We start from the raw sequence: 17,766 nt of genomic DNA on the forward strand, positions 1-17,766 counted from the left end.
GCCTCTAATAAAAAATGCTGAAAAATAAGGGGTTTAGCACTGCGCAAACCGCTTTAAAACGTGGCGCCAACTCTATGTTCTGACTGACGTTTTGCCCACGCATATGAAAATTTGACATTAAATTAGCACAGTTGACGAAAGATGTATTGGATTGGCATCTTCGCTCCCCAATGGCCTTTTCGTACATTGGCGCCAACGGTGAGCTGCAAGCTTCAAGCTCAAGCCAACTCACTTGCAGCTTGCAGCTAAACGCTACGCCGCTAGGCGTCCACCATCGCCATCGCTTCTTCGACATCCACCGCTACCAAACGCGAGCAGCCAGGCTCATGCATCGTCACCCCCATCAACTGATCCGCCATTTCCATGGCGATCTTATTGTGGGTGATATAGATGAACTGCACGGTCTGGGACATCTCCTTTACCAACCGTGCGTAGCGTCCAACGTTAGCGTCATCCAGCGGGGCGTCAACTTCATCGAGCATGCAGAACGGCGCCGGGTTCAACTTGAAGATGGCAAACACCAGGGCCAATGCGGTCAGGGCTTTCTCGCCGCCGGACAACAAATGGATGGTGCTGTTCTTCTTGCCCGGAGGCCGCGCCATGATCGTTACCCCTGTATCGAGTAGATCTTCGCCCGTCAGTTCCAAGTAAGCGCTGCCACCACCGAAAACTTTTGGGAATAACGCCTGTAAACCGGCATTAATCTGATCAAAGGTATCTTTGAAGCGGTTACGGGTTTCCTTGTCGATCTTGCGGATCACATTTTCCAGGGTGTCCAAGGCTTCCACAAGGTCGGCGTTCTGGGCATCCAGATAACGTTTACGCTCGGATTGCTGCTGGTATTCGTCGATGGCCGCCAAGTTGATCGCGCCCAGTCGCTGGATACGCGCAGCAATGCGTTCGAGTTCTTCTTCGGCCTCTTTCTCGTTGGCCTGGGCGGTCAGGGTATTGAGCACGCCGTGCAGGTCGTAGCCGTCTTCCAGCAATTGGTCTTGCAAGGTCTTGCGGCGCACGGTCAAGGCTTGCCATTCCATGCGCTGTTGTTCGAGCTGACCGCGGATAAGCTGGGACTGCTGCTCGGCCTGGGTCCGGCGTTTTTCGGCGTCGCGCAATTCGCGATCGGCGTCTTCCAGGGCGATCTGCGCGGTCTTGAGCTCTTCGTCGACGGTCATGCGCTTGTCGAGCAATTCTTCGAGCTTGAGGCGCAGCTCTTCCAGCGGCGCTTCGCCCTCCTCCAGATTGAGGCTCAACTGCTCGCGCTTTTCGGTGAGGCGTTCCGATTGCATCTCCAGGCGCTCAAGGGCCTGAGCCGTGGAGTTGTGCTGGGCGCGCAGCGAGCCGAGGCGCACTGCCAATTGGTGGGCATGGTCCTTGTGTTGGCGGGCTTCCTGGCGCACGCGGTCGAGGCGCTCGCGCAGGCTGTCGCGCTGGGCCAACAGCAATTCGCGTTGCTCGGTGTCCAGGGCCATGCTGTCCAGGGCCTCCTGCAACTGCAGGCGCGCTTCGCCGATCTGCTCGTGTTCGAGAGCGCGTTGTTCGCCCATCTCGGCGACTTCTTCATCAAGACGGGTGCGGCGCAGGGTCAGCTGTTCGGCCTTGGCTTTGCTCGCGGAGAGCTGGGCCTTGAGTTCACCTTGCTGGCGCGCTTCGTCCTGCAACAGGCGGCGCAGGTGTTCGCGGCCGGTCTCTTGCTGGCGCTGGGTGGCGCGCAGGGTTTGCAGTTCGGTTTCCAGGCTTTCAAGGGTGGCTTCGCGTTCTTCGCGTTCGGCGCTCAGGTTGACGATTTCCTGGCCCCGGGCCAGGACGCCGCTTTCGGCTTCACTGGCACGGCGTACCCGCAGGAAATGGCGACCGACCCAGTAGCCATCGCGGCTGATCAGGCTCTCGCCGACGCCAAGCTGGCCGCGCTGGGCCAAGGCCTGCTCAAGTGATTCAACCGGTGTGACCTGGCCCAGCCACGGCGACAGATCAATTGCCGCTTCGACCTTGTCCAGCAAACTGCCCGGCACCCGCATGCCATCGGCCGCAGGGCTGAGCAAGCGCAGATCACCCTGGGCAAAACCGGCCAGGTCGAAGCCGCCAAAATCATCCACCAGCACAGCCTGCAGGTCGGCGCCGAGCACGGTTTCCACCGCCAGCTCCCAACCCGCCTCGACCTTCAAGCCTTCCGCTAATCGCGGTCGTTCGGCCAGATGCTGCTCGCGCAACCATTCAGCCGTACCGGTGCCTGGGTCCAGGGCGGCTTGCTGCAAGGCCTCAAGGGATGCCAAGCGCCCATTGAGCCGCTGCAAATCACCCTGGGCTTGCTGCTGCGCCTGAGTCGCCTGTTGCAGTTGCTGACGCAATTGCTCCAGACGCTCCACTTGCTGTTCTTCGCTGGCTTCCAGTTCCTCCAGCGTCATCTCGCTTTCGGCCAGTTGCTCGCTCAGTTCCATGATTGCCGCGTCTTCCGGGTCGGCGGCGAGCAACACACGCTCTTCCTGCAGACGACGCTGGCGTTCGGCCAGGCGCTCCATGCTGGTTTCCAGTTGCTGGATGCGCGACTGCTGCACCTCAGCCTGGCGACGCGGCTCGGCGGATTGCAGGTTGAAGGTGTCCCACTGCTCCTGCCAGCCGTGCATGGTAGTTTCGGCCTCTTCCAGCGCCGCCGCCGCCTCTTCGGCGGCGGCGCTGGTGATCTCCTGCTCGGGGGTGAGCATGTCCAGCTCTTCGCCGAGGGTCAGCAGTAACGTGCGGTCGTGCCCCAAGTGAGATTCTGTTTCCAGGCGCGCGCGCTCGGCTTCCTTCAAATCATCCTGCAGCTGGCGCAGCCGCTGCTGGCCGTGCTGGATGCTCTGCTCGACGCGGGCAATATCGCCGCCTACCGAATAGAAGCGGCCCTGCACCAGATTGAAGCGCTCGGACAGGTCGTGGTGCCCATCACGCAGGCGTTCGATGCTGGCGTCGGCATTGCGCTGCTCGGCCACCAGGGCTTCAAAGCTGATTTCCTGGGTGCCGATAATCGCTTCGCGCTGGCCAACCTGGTCATTCAGCGCCTGCCAACGCAGGGCCGACAGTTGTGCCTTGAGCTGGCGCTCTTCGCCCTTGTATTCCTGGTACTTCTCGGCGGCCTGGGCCTGGCGGTGCAGGCGCTCCAACTGGCGCTCCAGCTCTTCGCGCAGGTCGGTCAGGCGGGCGAGGTTTTCGTGGGTGCGGCGGATACGGTTTTCGGTCTCGCGGCGGCGCTCCTTGTACTTGGAGATGCCGGCTGCTTCTTCGATAAAGTTACGCAGGTCTTCGGGCTTGGCTTCGATCAGCTTGGAGATCATGCCCTGCTCGATGATCGAATAGCTGCGCGGGCCCAGGCCTGTGCCGAGGAAGATATCGGTGATGTCGCGACGGCGACACTTGGTGCCATTAAGGAAGTAACTGTTCTGGCTGTCGCGCGTCACTTTGCGGCGGATCGAGATTTCGGCGTAGGCCGCGTACTCACCGACCAGGGTGCCGTCGGCGTTGTCGAATACCAGTTCGATGCTGGCCTGGCTGACGGGCTTGCGGCTGGTGGAGCCGTTGAAGATGACGTCGGTCATCGATTCGCCGCGCAGGTTTTTTGCCGAGCTCTCGCCCATCACCCAGCGTACGGCGTCGATGATGTTCGACTTGCCGCAACCATTGGGCCCGACCACCGCTGCCATATTACTGGGGAAGTTCACCGTGGTCGGGTCGACGAAGGATTTGAACCCCGCCAGTTTGATGCACTTGAGCCGCACGTTTAGGCGTCCGCCAACGCGGCGATGACCAGCGAGCTGCTGCGCTGGCAGTAGGCCGACAGCACCAGGCGAATCTGCACCAGGTCACGGGCCAGTACAGCGGCGAGCAGTTGTTCGAACAGCGCCAGGTACTCGCTCATGGACGCCTTGCGTTGATCCAGGGCCAGGTAATAGGCACGGTTCATCGCAGGCTGCAGGTTCTCGACGGTTTCCTGCAAATACGGGTTGTTGGCGAAGGGGTACGCGGCACGCATGACATTGAAGCTTTCCTCAACGAAAGCGCGGATGTCCTCGCGCTCATAGCTGACCTGCAGGCGCTGCTGTATTTGCAGAAACGGTGCCATGTCGACCTGGGTCTGCCAGCCTTCGGCAACCGCATTGCCGAGCAGGATGTACATCTCGCCCATCAGGGTACACAGGCTCTGCACCTTGTGTGCGGTGAGTTCGGTGACGTGGGCGCCACGGCGCGGCAGAATCGCGATCAAGTGGCGACGTTCGAGGATCAGCAAGGCTTCACGCACGGAACCACGGCTGACATTGAGTGCCAGCGTGACCTTTTGCTCCTGGATCCGCTCCCCAGGCTTGAGATCGCCGCGAATAATGCGTTCGGCGAGGTGGTGAGCGATTTGCTCGGCGAGACTGTCCGGCGCCTTGAACGTCATGTTTTCCCTTCAAAATCTTCTATCAATACAGGCGCGGCAGTGTAGCGCATTGGCCCGCTGATGGCGCTACGCCCACCTTGGCGAATTTGGCACGGAATAAGCAAAGGTTGCAGTGTATAAGCCCGCAAAAACAACGGTTCCAGAAGACTGGACCATAATTGAACGTGTTGTGATCGGATTTTCTTGACCCTTAGGTCAGAAAACAATTGACCGAAAAGTCAGACATGACTAGATTCGGCGCAAAGCGGTTAACAACAATAATGAGTCTGCGAGGCCTTCCGTGATCCAGTTTTTACTTAACCAGGAACTCCGTAGCGAGCACGCCCTGGACCCCAACCTGACTGTGCTCAACTATCTACGCGAGCATGTGGGCAAATCCGGTACCAAGGAAGGCTGCGCCAGCGGCGATTGCGGTGCCTGCACCGTGGTGGTCGGCGAGCTGCACAAGGACGATCAAGGCGCCGAGCAGATCCGTTATCGCAGCCTCAACTCCTGCCTGACCTTTGTCTCGTCCCTGCACGGCAAACAACTGATCAGCGTCGAAGACCTCAAGCACCAGGGCCAACTGCACAGCGTGCAACAGGCCATGGTCGAGTGCCACGGTTCACAATGCGGCTTTTGCACCCCCGGTTTTGTGATGTCGTTGTTTGCCCTGCAAAAGAATAGCGACGCCCCCGACAGCCAGAAAGCCCATGAAGCCCTGGCCGGCAACCTGTGCCGCTGCACCGGTTATCGCCCGATTCTCGCTGCCGCCGAACAGGCTTGCTGCAACAAACCCCAGGATCACTTCGACAGCCGCCAGGCCGACACCATCGCCCGCCTCAAAGCCATTGCGCCGACGCAAACCGGTGAACTCAACAGCGGCGACAAACGCTGCCTGGTGCCCCTGACCGTTGCCGATCTGGCCGACCTCTACGATGCTTATCCCCAGGCGCGCTTGCTGGCCGGAGGCACCGACCTGGCGCTGGAAGTCACCCAGTTCCACCGCACGCTGCCGGTGATGATCTACGTCGGCAACATTGAAGAAATGAAGCACATCGAAGATCTCGACGACCACCTGGAAATCGGCGCGGCCACAGCCCTCTCCGATTGTTACGCCGCGTTGAACGCTGAATACCCGGACTTTGGCGAACTGCTGCATCGCTTCGCCTCTCTGCAAATCCGCAACCAGGGCACCCTGGGCGGCAATATCGGCAATGCGTCGCCGATTGGTGATTCGCCACCGCTGCTGATCGCCCTCGGCGCGCAGATCGTGCTGCGCAAGGGCGAAACCCGCCGCACCCTGGCGCTTGAAGACTACTTCATCGATTACCGCGTCACCGCGCGCCAGGACAGCGAGTTCATCGAGAAAATTATCGTGCCGAAGGGTCACGCGTTGTTCCGCGCCTACAAGGTTTCCAAGCGCCTGGACGATGACATTTCCGCCGTGTGCGCCGCGTTCAATTTGCAGATTGAAAACGGTGTGATCAGCGACGCCCGCGTTGCGTTCGGTGGCATGGCGGCCACGCCTAAACGCGCCAAGAGCTGCGAAGCCGCGTTGGTGGGCGCCACCTGGAACTCGACCACCGTCGAAAAAGCCTGCGCCGCCCTGGCCGAGGATTTCACCCCGCTGTCGGACTTCCGCGCCAGCAAGGAATATCGCCTGCTCAGCGCGCAGAACCTGTTGCGCAAATACTTCATCGAACTGCAAACGCCGCACATCGAGACTCGGGTGACCGCTTATGTCTAACCATCACGCCGTCGTTAAAACCCAAGCCGAACTCGCCGAGCTGTTCGCCCAGGATCTCACCTCTGGCGTGGGCCGCAGCGTCAAGCATGACAGCGCCGCCAAGCACGTCAGCGGTGAAGCGCACTACATCGATGACCGCCTTGAATTCCCCAACCAATTGCACCTGTATGCGCGCATGTCCGACCGTGCCCACGCGAAGATCATCAGCATCGACACCGCGCCCTGCTATGCCTTTGAAGGTGTGCGCATTGTTATCACCCATGAAGACGTGCCGGGCCTGAAAGACATCGGCCCGCTGATGCCCGGCGATCCGTTGCTGGCGATTGATACGGTGCAGTACGTCGGCCAGGTTGTACTCGCAGTGGCCGCCCGCGACCTGGGCACCGCACGCAAAGCAGCGATGGCTGCGGTGATCGAATACGAAGACCTGGAACCGGTGCTGGATGTGGTCGAGGCGTTTCGCAAAAAGCACTTCGTGCTCGACAGCCACACCCACCAGCGCGGTGATTCAGTCGGCGCATTGGCCACGGCCAAAAACCGTATCCAGGGCACTCTTCATATCGGCGGCCAGGAACACTTCTACCTGGAAACCCAGATCTCCTCGGTGATGCCCACCGAAGACGGCGGCATGATTGTCTATTGCTCTACGCAAAACCCCACCGAAGTGCAGAAACTGGTCGCCGAAGTGCTCGACGTGTCGATGAACAAGATCGTGGTGGATATGCGCCGCATGGGCGGTGGTTTCGGCGGCAAGGAAACCCAGGCCGCCAGCCCCGCGTGCTTGTGCGCGGTGGTCGCGCGCCTCACTGGCCAGCCGACCAAGATGCGCCTGCCGCGCGTGGAAGACATGCTGATGACCGGCAAGCGCCACCCCTTCTATATCGAATACGACGTCGGCTTTGACGACTCTGGTCGCCTGCATGGCATCAACCTGGAACTGGCGGGTAACTGCGGCTGTTCGCCGGACCTGTCCAACTCGATTGTCGACCGTGCGATGTTCCACTCCGACAACGCGTATTACCTGGGCGATGCCACGGTGAACGGCCATCGCTGCAAGACCAACACCGCGTCCAACACTGCCTACCGTGGCTTTGGCGGCCCGCAAGGCATGGTCGCCATCGAGGAAGTGATGGACGCCATCGCCCGCCATCTGGCGCTTGATCCGCTGGCGGTGCGCAAAGCCAACTACTACGGTAAGACCGAGCGCAACGTCACCCACTACTACCAGACGGTCGAGCACAACATGCTCGAAGAGATGACCGCTGAGCTTGAGGCCAGCAGCCAATACGCCGAGCGCCGCGAAGCGATTCGCCTGTACAACGCCCACAGCCCGATCCTGAAAAAAGGCCTGGCGCTGACCCCGGTGAAGTTCGGCATTTCGTTTACAGCCAGCTTTCTCAACCAGGCGGGTGCACTGATCCACATCTATACCGACGGCAGCATCCACCTGAACCACGGCGGCACCGAGATGGGCCAGGGCTTGAACACCAAGGTCGCGCAGGTGGTGGCCGAGGTGTTTCAGGTGGAGATCGACCGCGTACAGATCACCGCCACCAACACCGACAAAGTGCCCAACACCTCGCCGACCGCCGCCTCCAGCGGTGCTGACCTGAACGGTAAGGCCGCGCAGAACGCCGCCGAAACCATCAAGCAGCGACTGGTGGAATTTGCCGCGCGCAAGTACGACGTGAGCGAGGCCGATGTGGCATTCCGCAACGGTCATGTGCGCCTGCGTGACCAGATCCTGACCTTTGAGGCGTTGATCCAGCAGGCTTATTTCGCCCAGGTTTCGCTGTCGAGCACCGGCTTCTACAAGACCCCGAAAATCTTCTACGACCGCAGCCAGTCACGCGGTCGGCCGTTCTACTACTTCGCGTTCGGCGCGGCCTGTTGCGAAGTGATCGTCGACACCCTGACCGGCGAATACAAGATGCTGCGCACCGACATCCTCCACGACGTCGGCGCCTCGCTGAACCCGGCCATCGACATCGGTCAGGTCGAAGGCGGTTTTATCCAGGGTATGGGCTGGCTGACCATGGAAGAGCTGGTGTGGAACAACAAGGGCAAGCTGATGACCAACGGCCCGGCCAGCTACAAGATCCCAGCCGTGGCGGACATGCCGCTGGAGCTGCGCGTCAAGCTGGTGGAAAACCGCAAGAACCCGGAAGACACGGTGTTCCATTCCAAGGCCGTGGGCGAGCCGCCGTTCATGCTCGGGATTGCTTCGTGGTGCGCGATCAAGGACGCCGTAGCGAGCCTGGGTGATTATCGCCATCAACCGAAGATTGACGCACCGGCGACGCCGGAGCGGGTGTTGTGGGGGTGTGAGCAGATGCGGCAGTTGCAGGCTGTTGCGCCTGTGGTAACCGAAACCGAGTTGGCTTCGCTTTAGACCGAGACGCCGCCTTCGACTTGCTCGCAAAGACGGCCGAACGGACAACAGAAATGTTGAGGTAAACATGAACAACTGGATCAGCGCCCTCGCCGACCTGCAAAACCAGGGCGAACCCTGCGTCCTGGTGACCATCATCGAAGAGCTCGGCTCCACGCCGCGCAACGCCGGTTCGAAGATGGTAATCAGCGCCGCGCAGACCTTCGACACCATCGGCGGCGGGCACCTGGAATACAAGGCCATGCAGATCGCCCGGGACATGCTCGTAAGTGGCCAGCAGAACACTCATCTGGAACGCTTCAGCCTCGGCGCCAGCCTGGGCCAGTGCTGTGGCGGCGTGACCGTGCTGCTGTTCGAACCCATGGGCCAAGTGCAGGCGCAGATCGCGGTGTTTGGCGCCGGCCATGTTGGCCGCGCGTTGGTGCCATTGCTGGCGAGCCTGCCGTGCCGGGTGCGTTGGATCGATTCGCGCGACCAGGAGTTTCCGGAACATATCCCGCTAGGCGTGCGTAAAATCGTCAGCGAAGAGCCGGTCGACGAAGTCGCCGACTTGCCGGTGGGCAGTTACTGCATCGTCATGACCCACAATCATGCGCTGGACCTGGAACTGACCGCCGCCCTGCTCAAACGCAATGACTTTGCGTATTTCGGCCTGATTGGCTCAAAGACCAAACGGGTCAAATTCGAACACCGCTTGCGTGATCGCGGCTTCGACGCCGCACAGCTGCAACGCATGCGCTGCCCCATGGGCCTCACCGAGGTAAAGGGCAAATTACCGGTGGAGATCGCCGTCTCCATCGCCGGCGAAATCATCGCTACCTATAACGCGAATTTCGGCCAGCACACCGCCAGCGCCGAACCCATTGCCAAACTGCTGCCGGCTTCGCGTCGCAGCCAAGCCCTTTGAATTGAGACGACCATGCCTTTGACTCGCAAAGCCTACCGTGCCGCCATCCTGCACAGCATCGCCGATCCCGCTGAAGTGGGTATCGAAGCTTCCTACGAGTATTTCGAAGACGGCCTGCTGGTGATCGAAAACGGCCAGATCAGCGCGATTGGTCATGCCGGCGATTTGCTGCCGACGTTGCCCGCCGACATCGACATCACCCACTACCAGGACGCGCTGATCACACCCGGCCTGATCGATACACACATCCACCTGCCGCAAACCGGCATGGTCGGCGCGTATGGCGAGCAATTGCTGGATTGGCTGAACACTTACACCTTCCCGTGCGAAAGCCAGTTCGCCGACAAGGCTCACGCCGAAGAAGTCGCTGATATTTTTATCAAGGAGCTGCTGCGAAACGGCACCACCACCGCGCTGGTGTTTGGCAGCGTGCATCCGCAGTCAGTGAACGCATTTTTTGAGGTGGCAGAAAAGCTCGACCTGCGCATGATCGCCGGCAAGGTGATGATGGACCGCAACGCGCCGGACTACCTGACCGATACCGCAGAATCCGGCTACCAGGAGAGCAAGGCGCTGATCGAGCGCTGGCACGGCAAAGGCCGACTGCACTATGCGGTCACGCCGCGCTTTGCGCCGACCAGCACGCCGGAACAATTGGCCTTGGCCGGGCAACTGCTGGGCGAATACCCCGACCTGTACATGCAGACGCACATCAGCGAGAACACGCAGGAAGTCGAGTGGGTAAAAACGCTGTTCCCGGAGCGCAATGGCTACCTGGATGTGTACGACCACTACACATTGCTGGGCGAGCGCTCGGTGTTTGCCCACGGCGTGCACCTGTGCGATGACGAATGCGCGCGACTGGCAGAAACGGGCTCGGCCGTCGCGTTTTGCCCGACCTCGAACCTGTTCCTCGGCAGCGGCTTGTTCAACCTGCCGATGGCTGAGAAGCACAAGTTGAATGTGGGCCTGGGCACGGACGTGGGTGGCGGCACCAGTTTCTCGCTGCTGCAAACCTTGAACGAAGCCTACAAGGTCATGCAATTGCAGGGCGCGCGGTTGAGCCCGTTCAAATCGCTGTACCTGGCGACCCTGGGCGGCGCGCGGGCGCTGCGGCTGGAAGACAAGATCGGCACGTTGCAGCCGGGGACGGATGCGGACTTTTTAGTGCTGGACTACAACGCTACGCCGTTGTTGAGCTATCGCTTGAAGCAGGCGAATAACATTGCCGAGACGTTGTTTGTGTTGATGACACTGGGGGATGATCGGACGGTGATGCAGACGTATGCAGCCGGGCAGTTGGTGCATCAGCGCTAACTTTAAAATCACCGCAAAACAAAGGTGGGAGCAAGCCCGCTCCCACATTTAGAATCCCAGGTGAGCCTGGGAAATTACAGTTTGATCGAAGAGCGCCCTGGCTTCTTGGTCTGCAACAAATGCGAAAACACCGCATGCAAATCATCCGACGCGCTTTCCTCATCGAGGTTGAGCTTGCTGTCGATATGGTCCATGTGGTGCATCATCAAATTCACCGCCAACGCCGCATCCCGCGCTTCGATCGCATCGATCAACTGAGTGTGTTCATCGTAGGAACAGTGCGAGCGGTTGCCGCTTTCGTACTGGGCGATGATCAATGAGGTCTGCGACACCAGGCTGCGCTGGAAGCTGATCAGCGGCGCGTTCTTCGCCGCTTCGGCCAGCTTGAGGTGGAACTCGCCGGAGAGGCGGATACCCGCACCGCGGTCGCCACGAGAGAAGCTGTCGCGCTCGTCGTTGACCATCTGGCGCAGCTCGGCCAGTTGTTCGGCGGTGGCATGTTGCACCGCCAATTCAGTGATCGCCCGCTCTACCAGACGTCGCGCGAGGAACACCTGGCGCGCTTCCTCGACGCTCGGGCTGGCCACCACAGCACCGCGATTGGGCCGCAGCAGCACCACGCCTTCATGGGCCAGCCGCGACAGGGCGCGGCGAATGATGGTGCGGCTGACGCCGAAGATTTCGCCCAGTGCCTCTTCACTCAATTTAGTACCGGGTGCCAGGCGTTGTTCGAGGATCGCCTCGAAGATATGCGCGTAGACGATATCGTCCTGGGTTCCGCTGCGACCGACCTTGCCGGCTCGCGGTGTTTTCTTGAGAGGTTGCAACTGTTCGTTCATGGGCACTCGGGTTTGGAGAACGGCGGCGAATTAACGGTAATACGTCAACAGCGGGTCGCTGGCAAGTATCACCTAAAAACAGGGCACATTGTACACAACCGGATGCGCCAACACACTGTACGGCTGTTTGCGGCGTCGGCTGTATTGCAATGAGTCGTTACGTTTGAGTTTAGGCTTGAGTCCGTACCGCCAACGGTAAAAAAACAGGTAAAAGGAACACCTCTTCATGAACGACGCCACCCAAGCGCCTTTGCGCCCGCTGGCCGACACGTCTGCGTCGGCCGTCGTCGCCGGCTTCATCGCAATGATGACCGGCTACACCAGTTCCCTGGTGCTGATGTTCCAGGCCGGGCAGGCCGCCGGCTTGACCACGGCGCAGATTTCTTCATGGATCTGGGCGATTTCCATCGGTATGGCGGTGTGCAGCATCGGCCTATCCTTGCGTTATCGCACGCCCATCACCATTGCCTGGTCGACGCCGGGCGCGGCGCTGCTGATCACCAGCCTTGGCGGTGTCAGTTATGGCGAGGCCATCGGCGCCTACATCACCTGCGCCGTGCTGGTGACGATTTGCGGGCTGACCGGCAGCTTTGAAAAACTGGTCAGGCGTATTCCGGCGTCACTCGCGGCCGCCCTGCTGGCGGGGATTCTGTTCAAGATCGGCAGCGAGATCTTCGTTGCCGCGCAGCATCGTACCGGGCTGGTGCTGGGAATGTTCTTCACTTACTTGATCATCAAACGCCTGTCGCCGCGTTACGCGGTGCTGGCCGCGTTGGTGATCGGCACCATATTGTCCGGGTTGATGGGGCTGTTGGACTTCAGCGCTTTTCACCTGGAAGTGGCGACGCCGGTGTGGACCACGCCGCACTTCTCGCTGGCGGCGACCATCAGCATCGGCATTCCACTGTTCGTGGTCGCGATGACCTCGCAGAACATGCCCGGCGTCGCGGTACTCAGGGCCGACGGTTACAACGTGCCTGCCTCGCCCCTGATCACCGCCACCGGCCTGGCCTCCCTGGTGCTGGCGCCGTTCGGCTCCCACGGCATCAATCTGGCAGCGATCAGCGCGGCCATCTGCACCGGGCCGCATGCCCATGAGGATCGTAACAAGCGCTACACGGCAGCGGTGTGGTGTGGGGTGTTCTACGGGATCGCCGGGGTGTTCGGCGCGACCCTCGCGGCCTTGTTCGCGGCCTTGCCCAAGGAACTGGTGCTGTCGATTGCAGCCCTGGCGTTGTTTGGCTCGATCATCAATGGCTTGAGTATCGCCATGAATGAGCCGAAGGAACGGGAAGCGGCGCTGATCACTTTTATGGTCACCGCGTCTGGCTTGACGCTGTTTTCCATCGGTTCGGCGTTCTGGGGAATTGTGGCGGGGGTGTTGACGCTGCTGATTCTGAATTGGAGAAGGGATTAGCTTCAAGCTTCAAGCTTCAAGCTTCAAGCTTCAAGCCACATGAGCTTGCGGCTTGAAGCTTGGAACTTACCGCTTCAATTCTTGGAATTGATCGGCTTTTCCGGATACCACACGTCCAGCAGTGGGCTGACTTCAGCGCTTTTCAGTTCGCTGCGGCCTTTGAGCCAGCTTTCAACAGCTACGCGCTGTTCTTCGTTGACCGAGCCACGCTTCTGCAGGCAAACCAGACCGAAGTCATCGCCGCCGACATAGCCCAGACCATTGGCTTCCATGGCTTCTTTGATGAATGCTTCGAGGAAAGCGTCGGTAGCTTCTTCACTCAGGTCTTCTTTGAAGTCCAGGTTCAGTTCGAAACCCAGCTCTTGAAATTCATCAACGCACAGTTTTTTGCGCAGACGCTGGGAACGGTTAGTCGCCATTGGAACAATCCTCATAAGTAATAACGGGCGGCACTTTAGCAGTTTAAGGCGACGATTGCCCGACTCTCTGGGACAGGCGGCACAATGCCGACAAAAAAAACGCTGAATACCCGCTATCGTTCAGCTACAAGTGAGCCTACGTTGGGGCATAATGCCGACACTTTCATGACCATTGAGGGATTTTTCTTGTTTACCCCTCGCCTTTTTCACCCTCCTCAGCAGTAGGGTTTTACTTCTTATGATCAAATCTTTGCGTTCAGTGTTTTTCGCCGGTCTTATTCTGCCACTGGCCTTTTCCGCCACCGCTGCCCCCGTCAACAACACCCTGCCACCGAATGTTCAGCAGGCCCTTTCAAAAGCCAAACTGCAGAACAATGCGTTGTCCCTGGTAATGATCCCTCTGAACGGCCCGGGTACGCCTACCGTGTTCAATGCCGACGTCTCGGTGAACCCAGCGTCCACCATGAAACTGGTCACCACTTACGCGGCCTTGGAAATGCTCGGTCCCAACCACCAGTGGAAAACCGAGTTCTACACTGACGGCACCCTCAGCGGTGGTGTGTTGCACGGCAACCTGTACCTCAAGGGCGGCGGCGACCCCAAGCTGAACATGGAAAAACTCTGGCTGCTGATGCGCGACCTGCGCGCCAACGGCGTGCAGCAAGTCACCGGTGACCTGGTGCTGGACCGTGGCTTCTTTATCCAACCACAATTGCCCGAGTTCAATGACGATGGCAACGACGAGAACAAACCGTTCCTGGTCAAGCCAGACGCGCTGCTGGTCAACCTGAAGGCGCTACGTTTTGTGACTCGCAATGATTCCGGCCGGGTGCTGGTGTCGGTCGAGCCACCGATTGCCAGTATCCGCATCGACAACCAGGTCAAGGCCTCCAACGCCAAGCAATGCACCGGCGATGTGCGCTACAACCCAGTCACCGCCGCCGATGGCAGCGTGACAGTAACGGTCAGCGGCCAATTGGCCGATGGCTGCAGTTCGCAGACCTATCTGTCGCTGCTGGACCACGCCACCTACGCCGCCGGCGCCGTGCGGGCGATCTGGAAGGAATTGGGCGGCACTATCCAGGGCCGGAATGTCCAGGCGCCTGTGCCCAAGGATGCCAAAGTGCTGGCCCGGGCGTTCTCGCCGGACCTGGCGGAAATCATCCGCGACATCAACAAATACAGTAACAACACCATGGCCCAGCAGTTGTTCCTGAGCCTGGGTGCACAGTTTCGCAACGATGCCGATGGCGACGATGCCAAGGCGGCGCAACGCGTCGTGCGCCAGTGGCTGGCGAAGAAAGGCATCACCGCGCCGCACTTGGTGATGGAGAACGGCTCCGGTCTGTCCCGTGCTGAACGCGTCAGCGCCCGCGAGATGGCGGCGATGCTGCAAGCGGCGTGGAAAAGCCCTTACGCGGCGGAGTACATCAGCTCGATGCCGATTGCGGGCACCGACGGCACCATGCGCAAACGTCTGAAGACCACTGCCATGCGCGGCGAAGCCCACATCAAGACCGGCACCTTGAACACCGTGCGCGCCATCGCCGGGTTCAGCCGCGACAACAACGGCAATACCTGGGCAGTGGTGGCGATTCTCAACGATCCGAAGCCATGGGGCGCGTCGTCGGTGCTGGACCAGGTGCTGCTGGACCTGTATCGCCAGCCTAAATTGGCGGCTGCACCGATACTCTAAAAGGTACTGTAATACCCCTGTGGGAGCGGGCTTGCTCGCGAATGCGTTGGGTCAGTCTAAAAATTCGGCGCTGACACTCAGCATTCGAGAGCAAGCCCACATTGGGCCCTGCGGCGGCCTTCAGGTACGCAAGCGCTCCGCCTCGACCCGGTCCCTGCCCGCCTGCTTGGCCACGTACACCGCTGAGTCGGCGCGCAGCAGCAAGCCATCGACACCTTCATCCACCCGCCAACTGGCCACGCCAAAGCTGGCGGTGACAGTGCCGACCGGCTCCATCGGTGCACTGCGCAGTGACTCCCACAACTCTATGGCCAGGCGGTAGGCCTGCTCGCCATCGGTATGGGGGCACAGCACCATGAATTCCTCGCCTCCCAGGCGGCAGAACACATCAGTGCGGCGCAGGCGCTGGCTGATGCGTTTGCACAACGCCTGCAATACCCCATCGCCAACGGCATGCCCATGCCTGTCGTTGATGCGCTTGAAGTGATCGATATCCAGCATGATCACCGACAGTGCCCCCGAGGTGCGGTTAAGCCTCACCATCTCGGCCCTCAGGCGATCTTGAAAATAGCGGCGGTTGTGAATCCCGGTCAGGGAGTCGGTGATAGAAAGCGCGCGCAGTTCCTCTTCCACCCGCTTCAAGTCGGAAATATCCGACACATAGCCATGCCACAACGTGCCGCCTCCCGGTAACTCTTCAGGGGTGGCCTCCCCACGAATCCAACGCAGGCCGCGTTGCGGCAACTGCACCCGGTACTCTTCGCGCCAATGGCTCAACTGCAACGCGGACAAGCGGATTGATGCACGCACCCGTTCCACATCCAGCGGATGGATACGCTCAAAAACCTTCTTGGCGTCTTGCTGCAATACGCCGGGCTCGATTTCATAGAGGTCGTGCATGCCATCACTGGCGTAGATGAATGTCCAGTTGTTCTGGGGCTCCAGGGTGAACTGGAAGATTCCGCCGGGGACATGGGCGCTGAGTTTCTTGAGCAGGCGGTCCCGCGCCGCCAATGCCTCGTAGGCACGCTTTTGTTCGGTAACGTCCAGGTAAATCGCCAGGTGGCCGATCCACAAACCATGGTCGTCCAGCAGCACAGTGGCCAGCATGTTCACGGTCAGCTGGCTGCCGTCTTCGCGGACCAAGGTCCATTCGCGGGCTTCGTGCAGGCTGTCCGGGCCTTCCACCAACATCGCCTGGCTCGCGGGAATACGCTTGCCCAAGGCCACACTCAAACTGGCGGAGCGCGCCTCCAGTTCCACCGCCAGATGCAGGCTTTCCAGGGTGTGTGTGCCCACCACTTGCTCGGCCACGAACCCCAGCATCTGCTCCGCACCGGCGTTGAAGGTGTTGATGACGCCGCGCAGGTCGGTGGCAATGATTGCGACCTGCGTGGCCGCATTGAGCACGCTGCGCAACTGGCCATGGGCCGAGCGCAACTCCTGCTCACGCATACGCAGCTGCACGGTACGTTGCTCCACCAGTTTCAACGCGCGCTGGCGTTGGCTCACCAGTATATAGAGCAAGGCGCTGAGCAACAGGCTGAGCAGGCTCCCCATGGTCAGGATCGCGAACAACGAAGAGTGGTTGGCCTGTTCGAACACCTGACTCGGACGCAGGTTCAGGGCGAAGATGTGGTCGCCCAGCGTCAGGCGGCGCGTGCCGACAGGGTCGCTGATGGCCCCGAACGTGCCGGACTCGAAAAGCACGCGCTTGTGCAAGCCGGAGATGTCGACTACTTGCATCATCAGGTTATCCCGGTCAGGCTTGGGCAAACCGTCGGCCACCAACTGGCGAATGCTGATCACCGCCATCACATAGCCGTAGGGCTCGTTCTGGGATTGTCCGGAGATGGACAAGTGGCTCACCGGCGCGACCAGTAACACGCCGGTGGCATAGGCCGGTTCTACGCCCACCAATTGCATGGGCTGGGACACCGCCAGCTTGCCGGTCTTTTGCGCACGCTCAAGGGCCGAACGCCGCAGGGGCTGGGCCAGCAGATCAAAGCCGAGTGGTGCGCCCCGTAGGCTTTGGCTCTGGCTATACACCACCGGCACGTATTCATCGCGCTCGGTCGCAGGGGCCAGCTCACCCGCCGAATTCAACTCACGGATAACAAAGGGCGCGCCTCCCCGGCCGGACACGTCTTGCTCAAACTGGCTGCGCTGCTCGCGATACACCCGGGGCGCCCAGGAGTATGCGAGGGTGCGCAACAACAAGGGCTGGGCAAAACCGTCGAATTCTTCGCGGGACACATCATCGGAATTGACAAAGAAACGCCGCAGGCTGTCCAGGCGCTGCTCCTGGTCTTCGAAGCGCTCCTGCAGGTGGGTATAGCGTTCATTGACCAGCAATTGAAAGCGCTGGCGCAGTTGCTGCTGATAAAGGTCGGAGGCGGCCCAGGCGACAATCGCCGTCAAGGCAAATCCCGCCAGTAACACCACCAATGCCACCCGCCAAGCCGACGCCTGCTCACTGATAAGGCCTAGGATTTTCGGGCGAACAGCTTGCAACGGCATAAGCAACACTCACAGCGCCAGTGTGCGGGGTGTCACTTTGGCGGGACCTTAAGTTATAGCCATCGACCTTGAGTTTGACCAGCGTAAAAAAGCCGCAAGCCCGGAATAATCCAGGCTTG

11 protein-coding genes are annotated in these 17,766 nt (G+C 60.2%); 6 read left to right on the plus strand and 5 right to left on the minus strand.

Going from position 1 to position 17,766, the window contains the following annotated elements; translation table 11 throughout:
* Positions 1 to 260 precede the first annotated feature (260 nt).
* Both smc and AACY36_RS19450 read right to left on the minus strand, forming a co-directional pair.
* A complete protein-coding gene (smc, locus tag AACY36_RS19445) occupies positions 261 to 3,749 on the minus strand; it encodes a chromosome segregation protein SMC (protein WP_339418774.1) in 3,489 nt (1,162 codons plus the stop codon).
* A 2-nt stretch (positions 3,750 to 3,751) separates the two neighbouring features.
* Positions 3,752 to 4,411: a GntR family transcriptional regulator gene (locus tag AACY36_RS19450; RefSeq protein WP_339418775.1), complete on the minus strand. Its 660-nt coding sequence runs from the start codon at positions 4,409 to 4,411 to the stop codon at positions 3,752 to 3,754.
* 280 nt (positions 4,412 to 4,691) lie between these two features.
* On the opposite strand from AACY36_RS19450, the gene xdhA reads away from it, so the two are divergent.
* The 4 genes from xdhA (at position 4,692) to guaD (ending at position 10,756) form a co-directional block, all read left to right on the plus strand.
* Positions 4,692 to 6,140 (plus strand): xanthine dehydrogenase small subunit, encoded by a 1,449-nt coding sequence (gene xdhA, locus AACY36_RS19455; RefSeq protein ID WP_339418777.1) that lies wholly within the window; start codon positions 4,692 to 4,694, stop codon positions 6,138 to 6,140.
* Positions 6,133 to 8,532 (plus strand): xanthine dehydrogenase molybdopterin binding subunit, encoded by a 2,400-nt coding sequence (gene xdhB / locus AACY36_RS19460; protein WP_339418779.1) that lies wholly within the window; start codon positions 6,133 to 6,135, stop codon positions 8,530 to 8,532. Before xdhA ends, xdhB begins: the two co-directional genes overlap by 8 nt.
* A 67-nt stretch (positions 8,533 to 8,599) precedes the next feature.
* Positions 8,600 to 9,439 carry a xanthine dehydrogenase accessory protein XdhC gene (xdhC, locus tag AACY36_RS19465; RefSeq protein WP_339418780.1) on the plus strand — a complete coding sequence of 280 codons (840 nt, stop codon included), beginning with the start codon at positions 8,600 to 8,602 and terminating at the stop codon, positions 9,437 to 9,439.
* A gap of 12 nt (positions 9,440 to 9,451) precedes the next feature.
* Positions 9,452 to 10,756: a guanine deaminase gene (guaD, locus tag AACY36_RS19470; protein ID WP_339418782.1), complete on the plus strand. Its 1,305-nt coding sequence runs from the start codon at positions 9,452 to 9,454 to the stop codon at positions 10,754 to 10,756.
* A 74-nt stretch (positions 10,757 to 10,830) separates the two neighbouring features.
* Here guaD and AACY36_RS19475 read toward each other — a convergent pair whose 3' ends face one another.
* Positions 10,831 to 11,595: a GntR family transcriptional regulator gene (locus AACY36_RS19475; protein ID WP_339418784.1), complete on the minus strand. Its 765-nt coding sequence runs from the start codon at positions 11,593 to 11,595 to the stop codon at positions 10,831 to 10,833.
* Positions 11,596 to 11,821: 226 nt separating this feature from the next.
* On the opposite strand from AACY36_RS19475, the gene AACY36_RS19480 reads away from it, so the two are divergent.
* A complete protein-coding gene (locus AACY36_RS19480) occupies positions 11,822 to 13,012 on the plus strand; it encodes a benzoate/H(+) symporter BenE family transporter (RefSeq protein WP_339418786.1) in 1,191 nt (396 codons plus the stop codon).
* 74 nt (positions 13,013 to 13,086) lie between these two features.
* Here AACY36_RS19480 and AACY36_RS19485 read toward each other — a convergent pair whose 3' ends face one another.
* The gene (locus tag AACY36_RS19485; RefSeq protein WP_339418787.1) at positions 13,087 to 13,431 is read right to left on the minus strand and encodes a YggL family protein; all 345 of its coding nucleotides are present in this window, start codon (positions 13,429 to 13,431) and stop codon (positions 13,087 to 13,089) included.
* 238 nt (positions 13,432 to 13,669) lie between these two features.
* On the opposite strand from AACY36_RS19485, the gene dacB reads away from it, so the two are divergent.
* On the plus strand, positions 13,670 to 15,127 hold the full coding sequence (dacB, locus tag AACY36_RS19490; protein WP_339418788.1) for a D-alanyl-D-alanine carboxypeptidase/D-alanyl-D-alanine endopeptidase: 1,458 nt from the start codon (positions 13,670 to 13,672) through the stop codon (positions 15,125 to 15,127).
* Positions 15,128 to 15,247: 120 nt separating this feature from the next.
* Here dacB and AACY36_RS19495 read toward each other — a convergent pair whose 3' ends face one another.
* Positions 15,248 to 17,647 (minus strand): sensor domain-containing diguanylate cyclase, encoded by a 2,400-nt coding sequence (locus AACY36_RS19495; RefSeq protein WP_339497434.1) that lies wholly within the window; start codon positions 17,645 to 17,647, stop codon positions 15,248 to 15,250.
* Between the last annotated feature and the right edge of the window lie 119 nt (positions 17,648 to 17,766).

The organism is Pseudomonas sp. EA_15y_Pfl1_P101, from assembly GCF_963970835.1.
GTDB lineage: Bacteria > Pseudomonadota > Gammaproteobacteria > Pseudomonadales > Pseudomonadaceae > Aquipseudomonas > Aquipseudomonas tritici.